Source organism: Nocardioides pymetrozini (assembly GCF_046058985.1).
GTDB lineage: Bacteria > Actinomycetota > Actinomycetes > Propionibacteriales > Nocardioidaceae > Nocardioides.
Genome location: NZ_CP175556.1, coordinates 3849467 through 3865646, shown reverse-complemented (window position 1 = coordinate 3865646; position 16180 = coordinate 3849467). Strand labels below are relative to the sequence as shown.

Sequence of the window (16180 nt, the reverse complement as noted above, 5' to 3'; positions counted from 1 at the left end):
CGTGCCGGCGGTCGACGAGGTCGCGTCGCGACCCGCACGCGACCCCCGGCTCCCGACCGCCGCCGACGTCGACCGGGCGGCCGGCCTGCTCGGATCGGTCATCGCCCCGACGCCGCTGCAGCGCGCCGACCGGCTCTCCGCGCTGACCGGGCTCGACGTCTGGCTCAAGCGCGAGGACCTCACGCCCGTTCGCTCCTACAAGGCACGCGGCGCCTACACCGTGCTCGCCGGTCTCTCGGACGAGGAGCGGGCGCGCGGCGTCACCTGCGCCAGCGCGGGCAACCACGCGCAGGGCGTCGCCTTCGCCTGCGCCCGCGCGGGCGTGCACGCGACGATCTTCCTGCCGCGCACGACACCGCGACAGAAGCGGGACCGGGTCGCCGCGCTGGGCGGCGACCAGGTCGAGGTCGTCATCGCCGGTGACCAGTACGACGACGCGGCCGTCGCCGCGGCGGACTTCGCGGCTGCCTCCGGGGCGACCGTCGTCCCCGCCTTCGACCATCCCGGGATCATCGCCGGCCAGGGCACCGTCGCCGCCGAGATCCTGGCCCAGTCCGCCGGGCTCGGCTGGCAGCCGGACGCCCTGGTGCTGCCGGTCGGCGGCGCGGGCCTGATCGCGGGCTGCCTCACCGTCCTCGGCGAGCGGCTGCCCGGAGCCCGGGTGCTCGCCGCGGAGCCGGCCGGCGCCGCCTCGCTCGCGGCCGCCCTCGCTGCGGGTGGGCCGGTCGAGCTCGACGCGGTCGACCCGTTCGTCGACGGCGCCGCCGTACGCCGGGTCGGCGAGCTGACCTATCGCGCCGTCGCAGACGCCCGCTCGAGCGTCGAGCTGAGCCTCGCCGCCGTCCCCGAGGGCCTGATCTGCGTGGAGATGCTCGACCTCTACCAGGTCGACGGCATCATCGCCGAGCCCGCCGGCGCCCTCGCTCCGGCCGCGCTGCGCCTGCCGGGACCGGGTGCGCCCGATGCGGCGGGGGGCGGAACCGGGATCGCGGGGCTCCCGGCCGGCAGCCACGTGGTCGTGGTCGTCTCCGGCGGCAACAACGACGTGTCGCGCTACGCCGACATCGTGGAGCGGGCGCTGGTGCACGAGGGGCTCAAGCACTACTTCCTGGTGGAGTTCCCCCAGGAGCCCGGTGCGCTGCGCCGCTTCCTCGACGACGTGCTCGGGCCCGACGACGACATCACGCTCTTCGAGTACACCAAGCGCAACAACCGCGAGACCGGCCCGGCGCTCGTCGGCATCGAGATGCAGTCGCCCGACGACCTCGCCGGACTGCTGGCCCGGATGGAGGAGTCCCGGCTGCGCGTGGAGAAGGTGCCACCCGACAGCCCGCTGTTCGGCTTCGTGCTCTCCTGACGGCCCCGCGGCATGCGGGGCCGGAATCACCGGGCCGGGCTCACAGGGCCCCGACCACCCAGAACGCGCACATCCCGGCGAGCAGGATCACGGTCATGTTGGAGGTGCGCAGGCCGACGGCCGTCGCGACCGCCAGCCCGGCGATCTCGGCCGGTCCGACCGCTACCTTCCCCTCGCTGATCATCATGGCGACGATGAGCGCCGACAAGGTGGCGGGGCCCACGTAGTCGAGGGCGCGGATCACCGCGGGCGGGATGGTGCGCCGGCCGAGGCCGACGATGAAGACCGCCCGGCTCACGAAGGTGCCCAGGCCGACCGCGACGATGGCGAGGAAGGCGCTCATCGCGTCCTCCGGTCGGCCAGCACGCCGGCGGCGATGCCCGCCGCGGCGCCGACCAGCAGGCCGGCCCGGTTGGGCATTCCCGCGCAGGCGACCGTGACGGCTGCCGCGACGAGCGCGGCCACCCACTTGGGGTTGGTCGTGAGACCGGGGATCAGCATGCCGGTGAACATGACGGGGACGGCGAACTCCAGGCCCCACGCCGTCGGGATGATCGGACCGAGGGCGAGGCCGATGGCGACGCTGAGGCACCACAGGAGGACGAAGCACAGTCCGGCGGCCAGGTAGTAGCGGCGGAAGTCCGCGGCCGGGTCGCCCTTGCGGCGGTCCGCGAGGACGAACATCTGGTCGATGAGCAGATAGGAGCCCACCCACCGGAACCACGACGGCTGCTGCTGGAAGGCCGGCGCGAGCGCGACGGAGTACATCGCGTGCCGCGCGTTGACCACGAGGGCAGCGGTGACCGCCGCCGCCCAGGCAGCACCGGAGCCCAGCAGCGTGAGGAGCGTGAGCTGGCCGGCGCCGGCGTAGATGATCGGGGAGGAGCTCCAGCCGACGAGCCCGTCGATCTCGGCCTCGGTCACGGCCACGCCGATCACGAAGGCGAACGGGATCGCCGGGATCATCAGGGGCAGGGCGTCGACCACGCCACGTCGGAGCACGGCGCGATGGTGCCGCTCGCCGGGCAGGGAAGGCAATTTGGCTGCGCTCTCAGGTCGGTCCGTCAGGTCGGTCAGGTCCGTCAGGTCGGTCAGTCCTCGTCACGCCCCGCCGAATCCCTGGTGACGCGGCTTCTCGTAGAACATCACCGCCACCAGCCCGACGGCGTACATCACGGCGGGCAGCCACAGGGACTGCTGCATGGCCCTGCTGAACAGCTCTGCCACCTGCGGGTCCGGGATCCGGGCGGCGCCGGCCTCGCCGTGCGCGGCCGCACCGGGAAGGTAGTGCGCGAGCCGGGCGTCCATGAGCATCGCGATCGCCGCCGCGCCGAGCACGGATCCGACCTGGCGCGTGGCGTTGTAGACGCCCGCACCCGCGCCCGCGAGATGCAGGGGGAGGTTGCGGTTGGCGGTGGCGGCGGTCGGCGCCCAGATGAAGGCGTTGCCAACGCCGATGACCGCCATCGGTGCCGCGATCTCCCACACGGCGATGCCCGGCTCCAGGCGCCAGATGAGCAGCAGGAAGCCGGCGAGGCTGACCGCGAACCCGAAGCCGAGGACCTGGCGCGGGTGCAGCCGGTCGGTCAGCCGGCCGACCGGCTGGGCGAGGAAGATGGACATCACCGCCATCGGCACCATCAGCAGGGCTGCCTCGGTGGGGGAGTCGCCGCGGACTGCCTGGGCGTAGAGCATGAGCGGGAAGCCGAAGGACGCCCCGATCGAGCCCATGCAGGTGATCGCCACGTTCGACACCGAGAAGTTGCGGTCGCGGAACAGGCTGAGCGGGACGAGGGGCTCGGCCCGGTTGGCGCGCTGCCAGAGCACGAAGGCGAGGAGCAGTACGACCCCTCCGCCGATCATGGCGAGGATCCACGGCGACCAGTCCATCTGGTGGCCCTCCTGGATGCCGAAGCAGAGCAGGAACATCGCGGCACCGGACAGGGCGACCCCCAGCCAGTCGAAGCGGTGCGCGTGCGTGGGCAGCGCCGGGACCAGCCGCCAGGCCATCACGAAGGCGACCAGGCCGACGGGGATGTTGACGAAGAAGATCCACTCCCAGCCGAGACCGTCGGTGAGGACACCCCCGAGGATCGGCCCGACCACCATCGCGACGCCCGCGGTCGCACCCCACACCGCCATCGCGCTGCCGCGCTGCGCCGGCGGGAAGATCCGGGTGATGATCGCCATCGTCTGCGGCGTCATCATCGAGGCGCCGAAGCCCTGGACGACCCGCGCGACGATGAGCGCCTCGACCGTCGTCGTCAGCCCGCACCACAGCGAGGCGAGGGTGAACACGACGAGGCCGGCCAGATAGAGCCGTTTCGAGCCGAACCGGTCGCCCAGCCGTCCGGTGATGAGGACGGGCACGGCGTAGGCCAGCATGTATCCGCTGGTCACCCAGACCACGTCGTTCACCGACGCGTCGAGGTCGTCGATGATCGTCGGGGTCGCCACCGTGACGATGGTCAGGTCGACCAGGATCATGAAGAACCCGATGACCAGCGCCCACAGCGCGGGCCACGGGCTGGTCTCCGGCGCGTCGGGCGTGGCCGGTGTCGTCGTCGCGGGGGGAGGGGCGCTCTGGGTCACGATCCGAGTCAACACCCGGCCACCGACGCTCCTTCCCGAGCGCGCGACAATGGGTCCATGAGCCTCACGCCCGGCGCCGACCTGATGGCCGGCCCCCCGCCCACCCACCTGCCCGTCGACCCCGCCGAGGAGCTCCTCGCGGAGGGACTCGCGCCTGCCGCCGTCGTACGACGTCTCCCGTCCTCGCCCCTCGCCTGGGCGAGCCTTGCCGAGCAGGCCCGCGACGAGGGTGCCGACGACGTGACCGTCTACGCGTACGCCCGCGTGGGCTACCACCGCTCCCTGGACCTGCTGCGCCGCAACGGCTGGAAGGGCCACGGCCCGGTGCCGTGGGAGCACCAGCCGAACCGCGGCTTCCTGCGCGCGCTCGCGCTGCTGGCCCTGGCCGCGCGGGCGATCGGTGAGACCGAGGAGTGGGAGCGCTGCTCCACCTTCCTGCGTGACTCCAGCCCCACGGCGTACGACGAGCTCCTGGGCTGAGCGACGTCCCGGCCGTCACCGACGCCCGAACCGGGCGCGCGTCGGTGACGGCTCGGCGGGTCGGAACCGACGACTCGGCGGGTCAGAACCGACGACTCAACCCCCTGGGCAGGTCAGCCCTGGACGGCGAAGTAGGCGGCGACGAGCAGGAGGATGACGCCGAGGGCGGCCGCGATCGGCAGGTCGCTCGCGCGCGAGGCGCGGTGGGCACGGGTCGCGGCGGGCCGCTCGGCGGCGGGGACGGGCTGCGTCGCACGGTGCTTGTGGGTCAGCGGGGTCGTGGGCATGTGGGTCTCCTTGTCCGAGATGTACACCTGACCGGACGAGGGCCGGCGGTGTTCATCACGCGGATTTCGGAGTTTTCTCGAGCCCCTCGTCAGGGACGGAGCAGTGAGCGGACCCGCTCGGGCCCCAGCGCGGCGAAGAGCGTCGGCAGCCGCGGGCCGCGCTCGGCGCCGACGAGCAGGTGGTAGAGCAGCCGGAAGAAGGCCTTCTGGTCCGCCTTGACCTCGTCGGTCGGCGCGTCCTCGAGCGCCAGACCGCGGGCGAGCTTCGGCACGCCGTAGATCAGCGTCGTGAGCTCCTCGACGGAGTCGAAGGAGTCCGGCAGCCGGTCGAGCAGCTGGCCCAGCCAGAGCTCCTCGTCCTCGCTCAGCCGGCCGAGCCGCTCGGTGTCGGCCGTCTCGCGCACCACGGTGCGCTCCTCGGGGTCGACGTACGCCTCGATCCAGGTGGCGGCCTTCGAGAGCCGCGGCTCGAGGTCCTCCGGCGCGGCGCCGACGGTGCGGGCGGTGATCTCGCGGGAGCCGGCGGTCACGTCGGCGACCGAGGACAGCATCCGGAACGGTACGACGACCGCCGGCGTCCGCAGGGTCCCTGCGGTCGAGGTGGCCGAGGCCCGCTCCCAGGCGAGCACCGCCGCGTCCCGCTTCTCGGGAATGGCGGCCTTCCTGGTGAGCGCGTCCCACTCGTCGTACAGGCGCAGCACCTCCTGGCCGAAGTCGACGTTGAACGCCTGCTTCGGCTGCCGGCGCACGTAGAGCCAGCGCAGGATCGGGGCCTCGAGGATCCGCAGCGCCTCGGCCGCGGTCGGTACCCCGCCCTTGGAGGACGACATCTTCGGCATCCCGGCCACGCCGACGAACGAGTAGCCGACGAACGAGGGCGCGGTGCCGCCGAAGACCGGTCCGACGATCTCCTTGCCGACCGTGTAGGACGAGCCGGGGCTCGCGTGGTCGACGCCACCGGGCTCGAAGTGGACCCCCTCGAACGTCCAGCGCATCGGCCAGTCGACCTTCCAGACCAGCTTGCCCTCGTCCTGCGTCGCGACCCGGGTGACATAGGAGTCGCCACACACGTCGCAGGTGTAGGACAGGTCGGTGGTCTCGTCGTCGTACGCCGTGAGGGTCACGGTGTCGCGGCCGCAGCCGCGGCAGTAGGGCTTGTAGGGGAAGCGAGCGAGATCCTCGCTGGCGCCGTGGCCGGCGTCGTCCGCCTCGGCCGTGGACTCGCCGGCCTCCGGGTCGGCCTCGGCCTTCTTCGTGCGGAACCGGGACATCACCGTCTCGATCTCGCCGCGCTTGCGGATGGCGGTGAGGATCTGCTCGCGGTAGGTGCCGGCGCGGTACATCTCGGTCTGGCTGACCTCGACCATGTCGCAGCCCATCTCGACGAGTGCGGCGCGCAGGGGCGCCTTGTAGCGCTCGCCCCAGCTCGCGAACTCGCCCGTGGGGTCCGGGACGGCCGACAGCGGACGGCCGATGTGCTCGCTCCACGCGGGGTCGACGCCGGCGGGCACCTTGCGGAAGCGGTCGTAGTCGTCCCAGCTGTGCAGGTGGCGCACGGCGATCCCGCGGCGCCGGATCTCCTCGGCGACGAAGTGCACGGTGAGGAACTCGCGCAGGTTGCCCAGGTGGATCGGCCCCGAGGGGCTGATGCCGGAGGCGCAGGTGACGAGCTCGGGCAGGGTGCCGCCGTTGACCTGCTCGGCGTGCCGGAGTGCCAGGTCGGCGGTGCGGGTCACCCAGTCGTGGGGCTCCTGGTGCTGGCCGCCCTGCTGACCACCGTGCTGACCGCTGGGCTGACCGCCCCGGTTGCGCTCTCCTCGTGCCACGGCGCCCAAGCCTAGGCCGCTAGGACCGCGGGACCACCATCGCGTACGCCGCGGGCAGCACCCGCCAGGTCCGGGAGCGCACCGGCCCGTCGATCTCCCCGTCGCTGTTGCAGTCGAACGGGGTGCCGCTGACCCGCACCGTGCGCCCGCGCACGATCCGGACGTCGGCGTGCTGCTCGTGCCGCGCGAAGGGCAGCCTCAGCAGATATCCGAGCCGCGCCAGCGGTCCGGCCGGGCTCGCGATGAGGACGTCCACCTCGCCGTCGTGGGGCTCGGCGTCGGGGGTCAGCTCGGTGCCCCCGCCGACCGACGCTCCGTTGCCGACGGCGACCATCAGCACCGGCTGGTCGACGTCGACCACGACCTCGTCGTCCACCTCGACCCGGACCCGAAGGCTCGGCGGGTTCAACGCCGTCTCGAGCGCGCCGATCGGGTAGCCGACCTTGCCCAGCCGGGCCTTCCAGCGCGCACCCCGCTTGCCCGCCTCGGCGCCCGCGCCGAGGTGCACGCTGTTGACCGTCACCCGGTCGTCCTCGTCGACCACGAGGTCGGTCGGGCGGGGCGTGCCGGACAGGACCACCCGGGCCGCCTCCTCCGGGTCCAGGGGCAGGTCGAGGGTGCGGGCGAAGTCGTTGCCGGTCCCCAGCGGGACCAGCGCGAGGGTGCGTCCGGCGAGCTCGCCGCGGGAGTGCAGGGCCTGCACGACGGCGTGCATGCTGCCGTCGCCGCCGACCACCACGATCGTCCGGCCCCCCGCGGCGGCGAGCACCTCGTCGAGCTCGTCGGGCGAGGAGGTCGCGCTCACCTCGACCTCGGCGCCCTCGCGGAGCACCGCCACGGCCGCGTCGACCGCCTCCCGGTCCGCCGTACCGGCGTCGCTGTTGGTGATGAGCAGGAGTTCCGTGGCCACGCGGCCAGCCTAGGGCCGGATTGGCACAAGTTGCCGACGAGCGCCACGCGGGAGCGTGGTTGGATTCCGCGTCATGAGCACGGCTACGAGCACGCCCTCGAGCACGCCCCGCCGCTGGACCGCCCGCGAGCTGATCGACCTGGTGCTCGACGACGGCTCCTACGAGTCGTGGGACACGCCGGTCGACATCAGCGGCCACAGCGAGTCCTACCAGGCCGAGCTGCGCGCCGCGGCCGAGAAGGCGGGCACGGACGAGTCCGTCCTGACCGGCCGCGGCACCGTGCGCGGGCGGCCGGTGGCCTTCGTGGTCAACGAGTTCCGCTTCCTCGCCGGCTCGATCGGCGTCGCCGCGGCGAGCCGGATCGCGTCCGCCGTACGACGAGCCACCGCGGAGGGCCTGCCGGTGCTGGCGAGCACGTCGTCGGGCGGGACCCGGATGCAGGAGGGAACGCGCGCCTTCGTGCAGATGGTGGAGATCTCGCGGGCGCTGATGGAGCACCGGGGGGCGGGCCTGCCCTACCTGGTCCACCTGCGCCACCCCACCACCGGTGGCGTGTACGCCTCGTGGGGCTCGCTCGGCCACGTGACCGTGGCGGAGCCGGGCGCCCTGGTCGGCTTCCTCGGCCCCAAGGTCTACGAGGCGCTCAACGGCCGGCCCTTCCCGTCCGGCGTCCAGCTCGCGGAGAACCTCGCGGCGCACGGCGTCATCGACGCCGTCGTCCCGGTCGAGCACCTGCCGGCGCTGGTCGACCACGCGCTCGGAGTGCTGGTCGACCCCGCGGAGCAGCCCGCCCTGGAGCGTCGTACGCCGGTCGCCGCGGGCACCGCGCTCGACCATCCGGTCTGGGAGGACATCGAGGCGACCCGCGCTGAGGGGCGGGTCGGCGTACGGGACCTGTTGCGGTACGGCGCGAGCAGCACGCTGCGGCTCAAGGGGACCGACGAGGGGGAGCGGGACGACTCGGTGCTGATCGCGCTGACCCGGCTCGACGGGCAGCCGTGCGTGCTGGTGGGTCAGGACCGGTCGCGGCAGACGCCGTCGACGCCGATGGGTCCGGCGGCGCTGCGGGAGGCGCGGCGGGCGATGGAGCTGGCCGAGGAGCTTCGGCTGCCGTTGGTGACGGTGGTGGACACTCCGGGGGCCGAGCTGTCGCAGGCGGCGGAGGAGGGCGCGATGGCCGGCGAGATCGCCCGCTGCATCGCAGGGCTGGTCACGATGACGGTGCCGACGGTCTCCGTCATCCTCGGCCAGGGCTGCGGCGGCGGGGCGCTCGCCCTGCTCCCGGCGAGGACCGTGCTCGCCACCGAGCGCGGCTGGCTCTCCCCGCTCCCGCCCGAGGGCGCGAGCGTGATCGTCCACGGCGAGCCCTCCCGCGCCGCGGAGATGGCCAGCCAGCAGAAGGTCGGCGCGCTGGACCTGCTCGCCGACGGCGACGTGCACGGCGTCGTGCCCGAGCGTCCCGACGACACCCCCGAGTCGCTCGCCCGGGCCGTGGTGGCCGAGGTCGCGGCGCGGTTGGCGGGCGCGGAGACAGTTTCACCGGCCGGCCGGTGAAACTCACGCTTGGACGATGAAGGTTCATCGTCCCAGCGCGAGTTTTCTCGTCCCAGTCCCCGACTTCTCCACAGAATCAGCCCGGCGGAGACGGGGACGACCTCAGCTGACGACCATGTCCTCACCCGACCAGAACGCCCGCATGCTGGTGATCCTGCCCTCGTCGTCGAAGGTCATCACGTCGACGGGCGCCAGGGTGTAGGTCTGCTCGCCGGCCTTGGTGACCAGCTCGAAGGAGAAGGCCGCCTCGTTGCCGGCGACGCGGGCGAACAGCAGGCGGCCGGTCTGCTCGAGGCTGTCAAGGGTGCCGTAGAAGGCGGCGATCTGCTCGCGGGTGGTGAGGACCTCGGAGCCCACGGGGTCCTCGACGGTCGCGCCGTCGGCGTACAGGGCGACGACATCGGCCGAGGGGCCGGTGGCCACCAGGTCCACATAGGTCTGGATGGTGTCGAGGATGGTCTCGCGGCTGGCGCCCATGGCTGCTCCTGGGATCGGGGAGAAAAAGAGAACGTGTTCTCGTTCTCGGTCGAATCTAGCCGCAAGGTCGCGCTTTGGTAACGTGACGCCGCAAGAGCCCCGGTCTTGCCGGGGCTTCGTGCTGAGCAGGACATCCCTGACGAACACCCGTACAACCAGTGGTGCGTTGAGCAGCCGTCCCGATCCGGCGGGACGGAGGGACTCCGTCCCGAGCGAAGGAGCGAGCAGATGCCCGCAATCGTGATCGTCGGAGCCCAGTGGGGCGACGAGGGCAAGGGCAAGGCCACCGACCACCTCGGCAGCCAGGTCGACTACGTCGTCAAGTTCAACGGCGGCAACAACGCCGGCCACACCGTCGTCATCGGCGACGAGAAGTACGCCCTGCACCTGCTGCCCAGCGGCATCCTCACCCCGGGCTGCACCCCCGTCATCGGGAACGGCGTCGTCGTCGACATCGACGTCCTCTTCCAGGAGATCGACGGCCTCGAGGCGCGCGGCGTCGAGACCGGCAAGCTCAAGCTCAGCGCCAACGCCCACGTCATCGCGGACTACAACCGCACCATCGACAAGGTCACCGAGCGCTTCCTCGGCTCGCGGCGCATCGGCACCACCGGTCGCGGCATCGGCCCGACGTACGCCGACAAGATGAACCGGATCGGCATCCGGGTGCAGGACCTGTTCGACGAGAAGATCCTCACCCAGAAGGTCGAGGGGGCCCTCGAGCTCAAGGGCCAGATCCTCACCAAGATCTACAACCGCCGCGCGCCCTCCGTCGAGCAGACGGTCGAGGGCCTGCTGGCGCACGCGGAGCGGCTGGCGCCCTACGTCTGCGACACGGGACTCCTGCTGAGCCAGGCGCTCGACCGTGACGAGGTGGTCCTCATGGAGGCCGGCCAGGCGACCCTGCTGGACGTCGACCACGGCACCTACCCCTTCGTGACGTCCAGCAGCGCCGTCGCGGCGGGCGCGTGCACCGGCACCGGCATCCCGCCGACGCGCATCGACCAGGTGATCGCGATCGCCAAGGCCTACACCACCCGCGTCGGCGAGGGTCCCTTCCCGACCGAGCTGCACGACGAGAACGGCGAGTTCCTCCGCAAGGCGGGCTGGGAGTACGGCACCACCACGGGGCGTCCGCGCCGCTGCGGGTGGATGGACACGGTGATCACCCGCTACGCCGCGCGCGTCAACGGGGTCACCGACTTCGTCCTCACCAAGCTGGACACCCTCACGGGCCTGGCGGAGCTCCCCGTCTGCGTCGCGTACGACGTCGACGGCGTCCGCCACGACGAGATGCCGGTCAACCAGACCGACTTCCACCACGCGGTCCCGATCTACGAGAACCTCCCCGGCTGGTCGGAGGACATCTCCGGGTGCCGGTCGTTCGACGAGCTGCCGAAGGCCGCCCAGGCCTATGTGGAGTACGTCGAGGAGCGCTCCGGTGCGCGGATCTCGGTCGTCGGCGTGGGCCCCGAGCGCGAGCAGGCGGTCGTCCGGCACCCGCTGCGCTGAGCCTGCGCCGACCGGCCCCGGCCCCTCCGCCGGCCGTGCCCGAAAGCGCGTACATCCCGCCCAGGTATGGGATCGTCCGTTCGGGGCATTGGCACGACGGACGTGGGGACACATGGGATCTGAAGGTGGTGGCGTGGCGGCGCGACCGACGGTGCTGCTCGTGGACGACTCGCCGGAGCTGCGGGCGGTCGTCGGTGCCCGCCTGCGCGCCTCCGGGCTCTTCGAGGTCGTCGGCGAGGCGGGCGACGGCGGCGAGGCGCTGATGCTCGCCCACGAGCACCAGCCGACGCTGGTGCTCCTCGACACCTCGATGCCGGTGCTCGACGGCCTCGAGTGCCTGCCCCTGGTCCTCGCGGTGTCGCCGGACTCGAAGGTGATCATGTACACCGGCTTCCAGGCCAGCGGGCTCTCGACCCGCGCCCGCGAGCTCGGCGCCACCGACTTCATCGAGAAGGGTGCCCCGCTCGACACGGTCGTGGAGCGCCTGTGGAGCCACGTCGAGGCGTCCTCCGCGCAGCCGCCCGCGCCGCGGGGGCCGGCGCTGCGGCTGGCGCGGCCCGATGACCAGTCGGCCCATGACCAGCAGCTCGTGGCCGAGCATCTCGAGCGCTACCGGGAGGTCTTCGACCAGGCCACCATCGGCATGGCGACGATGACCCTCAACGGCAGCATCGTCCGGGCCAACCGGGCGCTCGTCGAGATGGTCGGCCGTCCCCTCGCCCATCTCGTCGGCCTCGACTACGGCGTCCTGACGCGTCAGCACGGCGACCAGCTCGACGACGCGCTCGCCCGCATCACCGAGGGCGGCGCCGACGAGGCGACCTTCGAGCACCCGATCGAGGACGAGGACGGCGTCCGCACGGTGCGGGTCACCCTGACTCCCGTGCGCGACTCGCGAGGAGCGCCGCTCTACGCCTTCGCGCAGGTCCAGGACATCACGACCGAGGTCGAGCTGCGGCGCAGCGAGGAGGTCTTCCGACTCCTCGTGACGGCGGTCAAGGACTACGCGATCTTCATGCTCGGCGTGGACGGTCGGGTCGCCAGCTGGAATGCCGGAGCCGCCTACATCAAGGGCTACAGCGCGAGCGAGATCGTCGGCCAGCACTTCCGGGTCTTCTACCCGCCCGAGGAGCAGGCCTCCGGACACCCGGAGCAGAACCTCGAGGTCGCCCTGCGCGACGGCGTCCACGCCGAGGAGGGCTGGCGGGTCCGCCGGGACGGCAGCACCTTCTGGGCCCGGGTGGTGATCACCGCCGTGTACGACGAGTCGGGCCGGCACCGCGGCTTCGCCAAGGTGACCCGGGACCAGACCGAGCAGCGCGCGCACGAGGAGGAGCGCCGGCGCGCGCTCGAGCAGCAGGCCCACCTCCTCGCCGTGACCGCCCACGAGCTCCGGACGCCGGCGGCCGTCATCGAGGGGGCGGTCGACATGCTGCGCGACGGACAGGACCTCGACCCCGTCGAGCGGGAGCACATCCTTGACGCCATGTCATCGAGCGCACTGCGGCTCCAGCGGCTGCTGACCGACCTCGGCACGGCGTCCGACGTCCAGGCCGAGGCACTCGCGCTGGCCCCCGAGCCGGTGTCCCTGCGCAGCGTGCTGGTGTCCTCGGTGGAGCGGGTGCACGCCGCGCACGGCGCCGCCCGCGTCCAGGTGCGCATCGACCAGGACGTCGAGCTGGTCGCCGACGCCGCTCGACTGGGCCAGGCTCTCGACAACCTGCTCGAGAACGCCGTCCGCCACGGGCGTCCCCCGATCGTGCTGACCGGCGAGCGCACGGCCGACGGTGTGCGGATGAGCGTCAGCGACGGCGGTCCTGGAGTCCAGCCCCGCCTGGTGGACCGGGTCTTCGACCGCTTCGTCCACGCCGGCCCGACCGCCGGCAGCGGCCTCGGCCTCTACATCGTGCGGGAGATCGCCCGGCTCCACGGCGGCGACGCGCGCTATCTCGTCGACGCCGGCCGCCCGACGTTCGTCGTCGACCTGCCGGTCCGGGCGCAGGTGCCGCGGTCCTGAGGCCGGCGGGTTGCAGGAATCACCGCTCCAGCGGTGCTTCCCTCGCTCCTTGGCCTCTGCAACGGTCAAGAAGTGCAGGTTTCGCCGCTTCTGCGGTGATTCCGACGCGCCCCACCCCCACCGCACACCCGCACCCTCCGCAACACCCACACCCTAGGATCGGCGCTCGTGAAGACCCTCGTCATCGGCACCGGCGGGCGTGAGCACGCGCTCGCCCTCGCGCTCTCCCGCGACCCGGGGGTGAGCGAGGTCCACGCGGCTCCCGGCAACCCGGGCATCGGCGCGTTCGCGACGCTCCACCCGGTCGACCCGATGGACGGGCCCGCCGTGGCCGCCCTCGCCGCCGAGGTCGGCGCCGACCTGGTCGTCATCGGTCCCGAGGCGCCCCTGGTCGCCGGTGTCGCGGACGCCGTGCGCGCGGCGGGGATCGCGGTGTTCGGGCCGTCGCGCGAGGCGGCGATGCTCGAGGGGTCCAAGGCCTTCTCCAAGGAGGTGATGGCGGCGGCCGGCGTGCCGACCGCCGGGTCGCGCACGTGCGCCACGCCCGAGGAGGTCGCGGCCGCGCTCGACGAGCTCGGGCCGCCGTACGTCGTCAAGGACGACGCGCTCGCGGCGGGGAAGGGCGTCGTGGTGACCCGGGACCGCGCCGCGGCGCTCGCCCACGCGGCCGGCTGCGGACGGGTCGTGGTCGAGGAGTTCCTCGACGGGCCGGAGGTCTCCCTGTTCGCCGTCTGCGACGGCACCACGGCGTACCCCCTCCAGCCCGCGCAGGACTTCAAGCGGATCTTCGACGGCGGGCGCGGGCCGAACACCGGCGGCATGGGCTCCTACTCGCCGCTGCCCTGGGCTCCGCCCGACCTCCCCGCGACCGTGATGGCCGAGGTCGTCCAGCCCACCCTCGACGAGATGGCGCGCCGCGGCACGCCGTTCGTGGGCTGCCTGTACGTCGGCCTGGCGCTGACCGCCGACGGCCCGCGGGTGATCGAGTTCAACTGCCGCTTCGGCGACCCGGACGTGCAGCCGGTGCTCGCCCTGCTCGCGTCCCCGCTCGGGGAGCTGCTGCACGCCGCGGCCCGGGGACGGCTCGGCGAGGTCGCGCCGCCGCGCTTCCGTGACGGCGCCTCGGTCACCGTCGTCCTCGCGTCCGCGGGCTACCCCGAGTCGTCGTCGAAGGGCGACGTCATCACCGGCGTGGGACGGGCCAACGGCGTCGCCGACGTCGACGTCATCCACGCCGGCACCGCTCTCGACGGCGACGACGGACCCCGCCTGGTCACCGCCGGCGGGCGGGTGCTCGCCGTGCGCGCTGTGGGCTACGACGTCGCCGACGCCCGCGCCCGCGCGTACGCCGCCGCGGACCTGGTCGCCTTCGACGGCCTCCAGCGCCGCTCCGACATCGCCGCCGAGCCGCTGGGCGCGGTCGAGGGGGCCTCGCTCGTCGACCCGGCCGATGGCTGAGCGGGTCTCGGCCGACCCTGTGCTCGTGCGTGCCGCCGTCGACGCGGACCTCGACGCGGTCGCCGCCATCTACGCCCGCGAGGTCCGCGAGGGCCACGCCACGTTCGACACCGAGCCGCCGCCGCGCTCGCGGTGGGAGGCCAAGCTCGCCTCCCCGCACCCCGGCGACCACTTCCTCGTCGCGGTCACCGGCGACGAGGTGCTCGGCTTCGCCTACTCCGGCCCCTACCGCGAGCGCGGCGCCTACGACCGCACCCGCGAGGTCACCGTCTACGTCGACCCGGCCGCCACCGGGCGCGGCCTCGGCCGCCTGCTGTACGACGCGCTGCTGCCGCGCCTGCGCGAGGGCGGCGTGCACACGGCGCTGGCCTGCATCGCGCTGCCGAACGACGCGAGCGAGGGACTGCACCGCGCCTGCGGGTTCGAGCGACAGGGCGTCCTGCGCGAGGTCGGGCGCAAGTTCGACCGCTGGATCGACGTCGTCTGGTGGCAGCGGATGCTCGCGGACACCGGCGCGCGCTGACCGGAGCCCCACCCGACCCGCCGCTGACGGAAAGGGACCGCCGGGCTCAGGCGCTGAGCACCTCGGCGTGCTCGCCGGTGTGCAGCGCCAGCATCCGGGCCACCGTGCGCTCCCAGCCGTACTGCTCGGCCCGCGCCCGCGCGGCTGTGCGCCGCCGCCGCTCGGGCAGCTCCAGCAGTCGCAGCACGGCGTCGGCGAGATCCTCGGCCCGCGGTGCCGCCCAGGTCCCGCACCCGGCGTCGACCAGCTCCCGGGCGCCGCCGCGGTCGGCGGTGACGACCGGAGTGCCGCAGGCCAGCGCCTCCAGCACCGCCAGGCCGAAGGTCTCGCCGGGACACACGGACAGGGCGACGTCCGCGGCGGCGAGCCGGTCGCGCAGCGCCGCGCGACCGCCGACGTACCCGTGGAAGCGCACCGGCGCGTCCCGGGCCAGCTCCTCCAGTTCGTCGCGGTGCGGCCCCTCGCCGTAGACGTCCAGGCGCAGGGCGACGCCGCGCCGGTGCAGCTCGACCGCGGTGGCGACGGCCAGGTGCGGTGACTTCTCGCGGGACAGCCGGCCGGCGTGCACCAGACGCAGCACGCCGTCGTCCTGCGCCACCCGCCGCGCGGCCGGGCGGAAGGTCGCCAGGTCCACGCCCAGCGGCACCCGCTCGACCGGGCAGCCGGCGGCGTCGGCGACGGTGCGGAACTCGCTCTCGGCGTACGCCGAGGTGACCACCACCGTGTCGAAGCTGCGCACGATCAGCCGGTTGAGGAGCCCGATCGAGACCTTCGAGGTCGTCTCCAGGCCGGTGCGCATCGCGAACATGTCGCCCATCCGCTCGTGGGAGAGCAGGACCGAGCGGACCCCGTTGCGGCGGGCCCACCAGGCCACGGGCAGCAGGGTCAGCTTGTCGCTCCACTCCACGCTGGTCGGCGCGAACCGCTCGAGCGCGTCCATCACCCGCCACGGCTCGACGATCAGGCGGTAGCCACCGCCCACCCGCGGCGCCCGCACCTGGACGACGTCGCCCAGCGCAGTGGCGCGGACCGCGTCGACGGGTCCGGGGATGACGAGGAGGCGCTCGGCGCCGGCGGCGACGTACCCGCGGCCGAGCTGCTCGATCGCAGTCCGCATGCCCCCCGACGTCGCCCCGACGAAGTTGGCCAGCTGGGCGATCCGCACCGGCCCACCCTTGCGGCACCG

The 16180-nt window shown here is 73.3% G+C and carries 15 protein-coding genes; 7 read left to right on the top strand and 8 right to left on the bottom strand.

Annotated features, from left to right (window positions below; genetic code table 11):
* Position 1: 1 nt before the first annotated feature.
* A complete protein-coding gene (gene ilvA / locus ACJ5H2_RS18925) occupies positions 2-1357 on the top strand; it encodes a threonine ammonia-lyase IlvA (RefSeq protein ID WP_408896985.1) in 1356 nt (451 codons plus the stop codon).
* A gap of 40 nt (positions 1358-1397) precedes the next feature.
* Here the strand turns inward: ilvA and ACJ5H2_RS18920 are convergent, their stop codons facing one another.
* From ACJ5H2_RS18920 to ACJ5H2_RS18910, 3 genes are all read right to left on the bottom strand, one after another.
* Complete coding sequence (locus tag ACJ5H2_RS18920) at positions 1398-1700, bottom strand: AzlD domain-containing protein (protein ID WP_408896984.1); 303 nt, start codon at positions 1698-1700, stop codon at positions 1398-1400.
* Positions 1697-2359: an AzlC family ABC transporter permease gene (locus ACJ5H2_RS18915; RefSeq protein ID WP_408896983.1), complete on the bottom strand. Its 663-nt coding sequence runs from the start codon at positions 2357-2359 to the stop codon at positions 1697-1699. The genes ACJ5H2_RS18920 and ACJ5H2_RS18915 overlap by 4 nt, the downstream gene beginning before the upstream one ends.
* 99 nt (positions 2360-2458) lie before the next feature.
* Entirely contained in the window at positions 2459-3949 is a 1491-nt protein-coding gene (locus ACJ5H2_RS18910; protein ID WP_408896982.1) for a DHA2 family efflux MFS transporter permease subunit, read from the bottom strand.
* 57 nt (positions 3950-4006) lie between these two features.
* Here ACJ5H2_RS18910 and ACJ5H2_RS18905 point away from each other — a divergent pair, with 57 nt between their 5' ends.
* A complete protein-coding gene (locus ACJ5H2_RS18905) occupies positions 4007-4429 on the top strand; it encodes a DUF3151 domain-containing protein (protein ID WP_408896981.1) in 423 nt (140 codons plus the stop codon).
* Between the two features lie 113 nt (positions 4430-4542).
* On the opposite strand, the gene ACJ5H2_RS18900 is transcribed toward ACJ5H2_RS18905, so the two are convergent.
* The 3 genes from ACJ5H2_RS18900 to ACJ5H2_RS18890 form a co-directional block, all read right to left on the bottom strand.
* Entirely contained in the window at positions 4543-4716 is a 174-nt protein-coding gene (locus ACJ5H2_RS18900; RefSeq protein WP_408896980.1) for a hypothetical protein, read from the bottom strand.
* Positions 4717-4805: 89 nt separating this feature from the next.
* On the bottom strand, positions 4806-6542 hold the full coding sequence (gene lysS / locus ACJ5H2_RS18895) for a lysine--tRNA ligase (RefSeq protein WP_408896979.1): 1737 nt from the start codon (positions 6540-6542) through the stop codon (positions 4806-4808).
* A gap of 19 nt (positions 6543-6561) precedes the next feature.
* Positions 6562-7452: a diacylglycerol/lipid kinase family protein gene (locus ACJ5H2_RS18890; protein WP_408896978.1), complete on the bottom strand. Its 891-nt coding sequence runs from the start codon at positions 7450-7452 to the stop codon at positions 6562-6564.
* A 73-nt stretch (positions 7453-7525) separates the two neighbouring features.
* Between ACJ5H2_RS18890 and ACJ5H2_RS18885 the strand changes: the two genes are divergently transcribed.
* Positions 7526-9007 carry a carboxyl transferase domain-containing protein gene (locus ACJ5H2_RS18885; RefSeq protein WP_408896977.1) on the top strand — a complete coding sequence of 494 codons (1482 nt, stop codon included), beginning with the start codon at positions 7526-7528 and terminating at the stop codon, positions 9005-9007.
* Between the two features lie 102 nt (positions 9008-9109).
* Here the strand turns inward: ACJ5H2_RS18885 and ACJ5H2_RS18880 are convergent, their stop codons facing one another.
* Positions 9110-9484, bottom strand: coding sequence for a nuclear transport factor 2 family protein (locus ACJ5H2_RS18880; RefSeq protein ID WP_408896976.1), 375 nt, complete (start codon positions 9482-9484; stop codon positions 9110-9112).
* Between the two features lie 228 nt (positions 9485-9712).
* Between ACJ5H2_RS18880 and ACJ5H2_RS18875 the strand changes: the two genes are divergently transcribed.
* The 4 genes from ACJ5H2_RS18875 to ACJ5H2_RS18860 all read left to right on the top strand — a co-directional run bounded on the left by ACJ5H2_RS18875 (position 9713) and on the right by ACJ5H2_RS18860 (position 14994).
* Entirely contained in the window at positions 9713-10996 is a 1284-nt protein-coding gene (locus ACJ5H2_RS18875) for an adenylosuccinate synthase (protein ID WP_408896975.1), read from the top strand.
* Positions 10997-11129: 133 nt separating this feature from the next.
* Positions 11130-13013, top strand: coding sequence for a PAS domain S-box protein (locus ACJ5H2_RS18870; protein ID WP_408896974.1), 1884 nt, complete (start codon positions 11130-11132; stop codon positions 13011-13013).
* A 168-nt stretch (positions 13014-13181) separates the two neighbouring features.
* On the top strand, positions 13182-14471 hold the full coding sequence (gene purD, locus ACJ5H2_RS18865) for a phosphoribosylamine--glycine ligase (protein ID WP_408896973.1): 1290 nt from the start codon (positions 13182-13184) through the stop codon (positions 14469-14471).
* The gene (locus ACJ5H2_RS18860) at positions 14464-14994 is read left to right on the top strand and encodes an N-acetyltransferase family protein (RefSeq protein WP_408896972.1); all 531 of its coding nucleotides are present in this window, start codon (positions 14464-14466) and stop codon (positions 14992-14994) included. Before purD ends, ACJ5H2_RS18860 begins: the two co-directional genes overlap by 8 nt.
* Positions 14995-15040: 46 nt before the next feature.
* On the opposite strand, the gene ACJ5H2_RS18855 is transcribed toward ACJ5H2_RS18860, so the two are convergent.
* Positions 15041-16159, bottom strand: coding sequence for a glycosyltransferase (locus tag ACJ5H2_RS18855; protein WP_408896971.1), 1119 nt, complete (start codon positions 16157-16159; stop codon positions 15041-15043).
* Between the last annotated feature and the right edge of the window lie 21 nt (positions 16160-16180).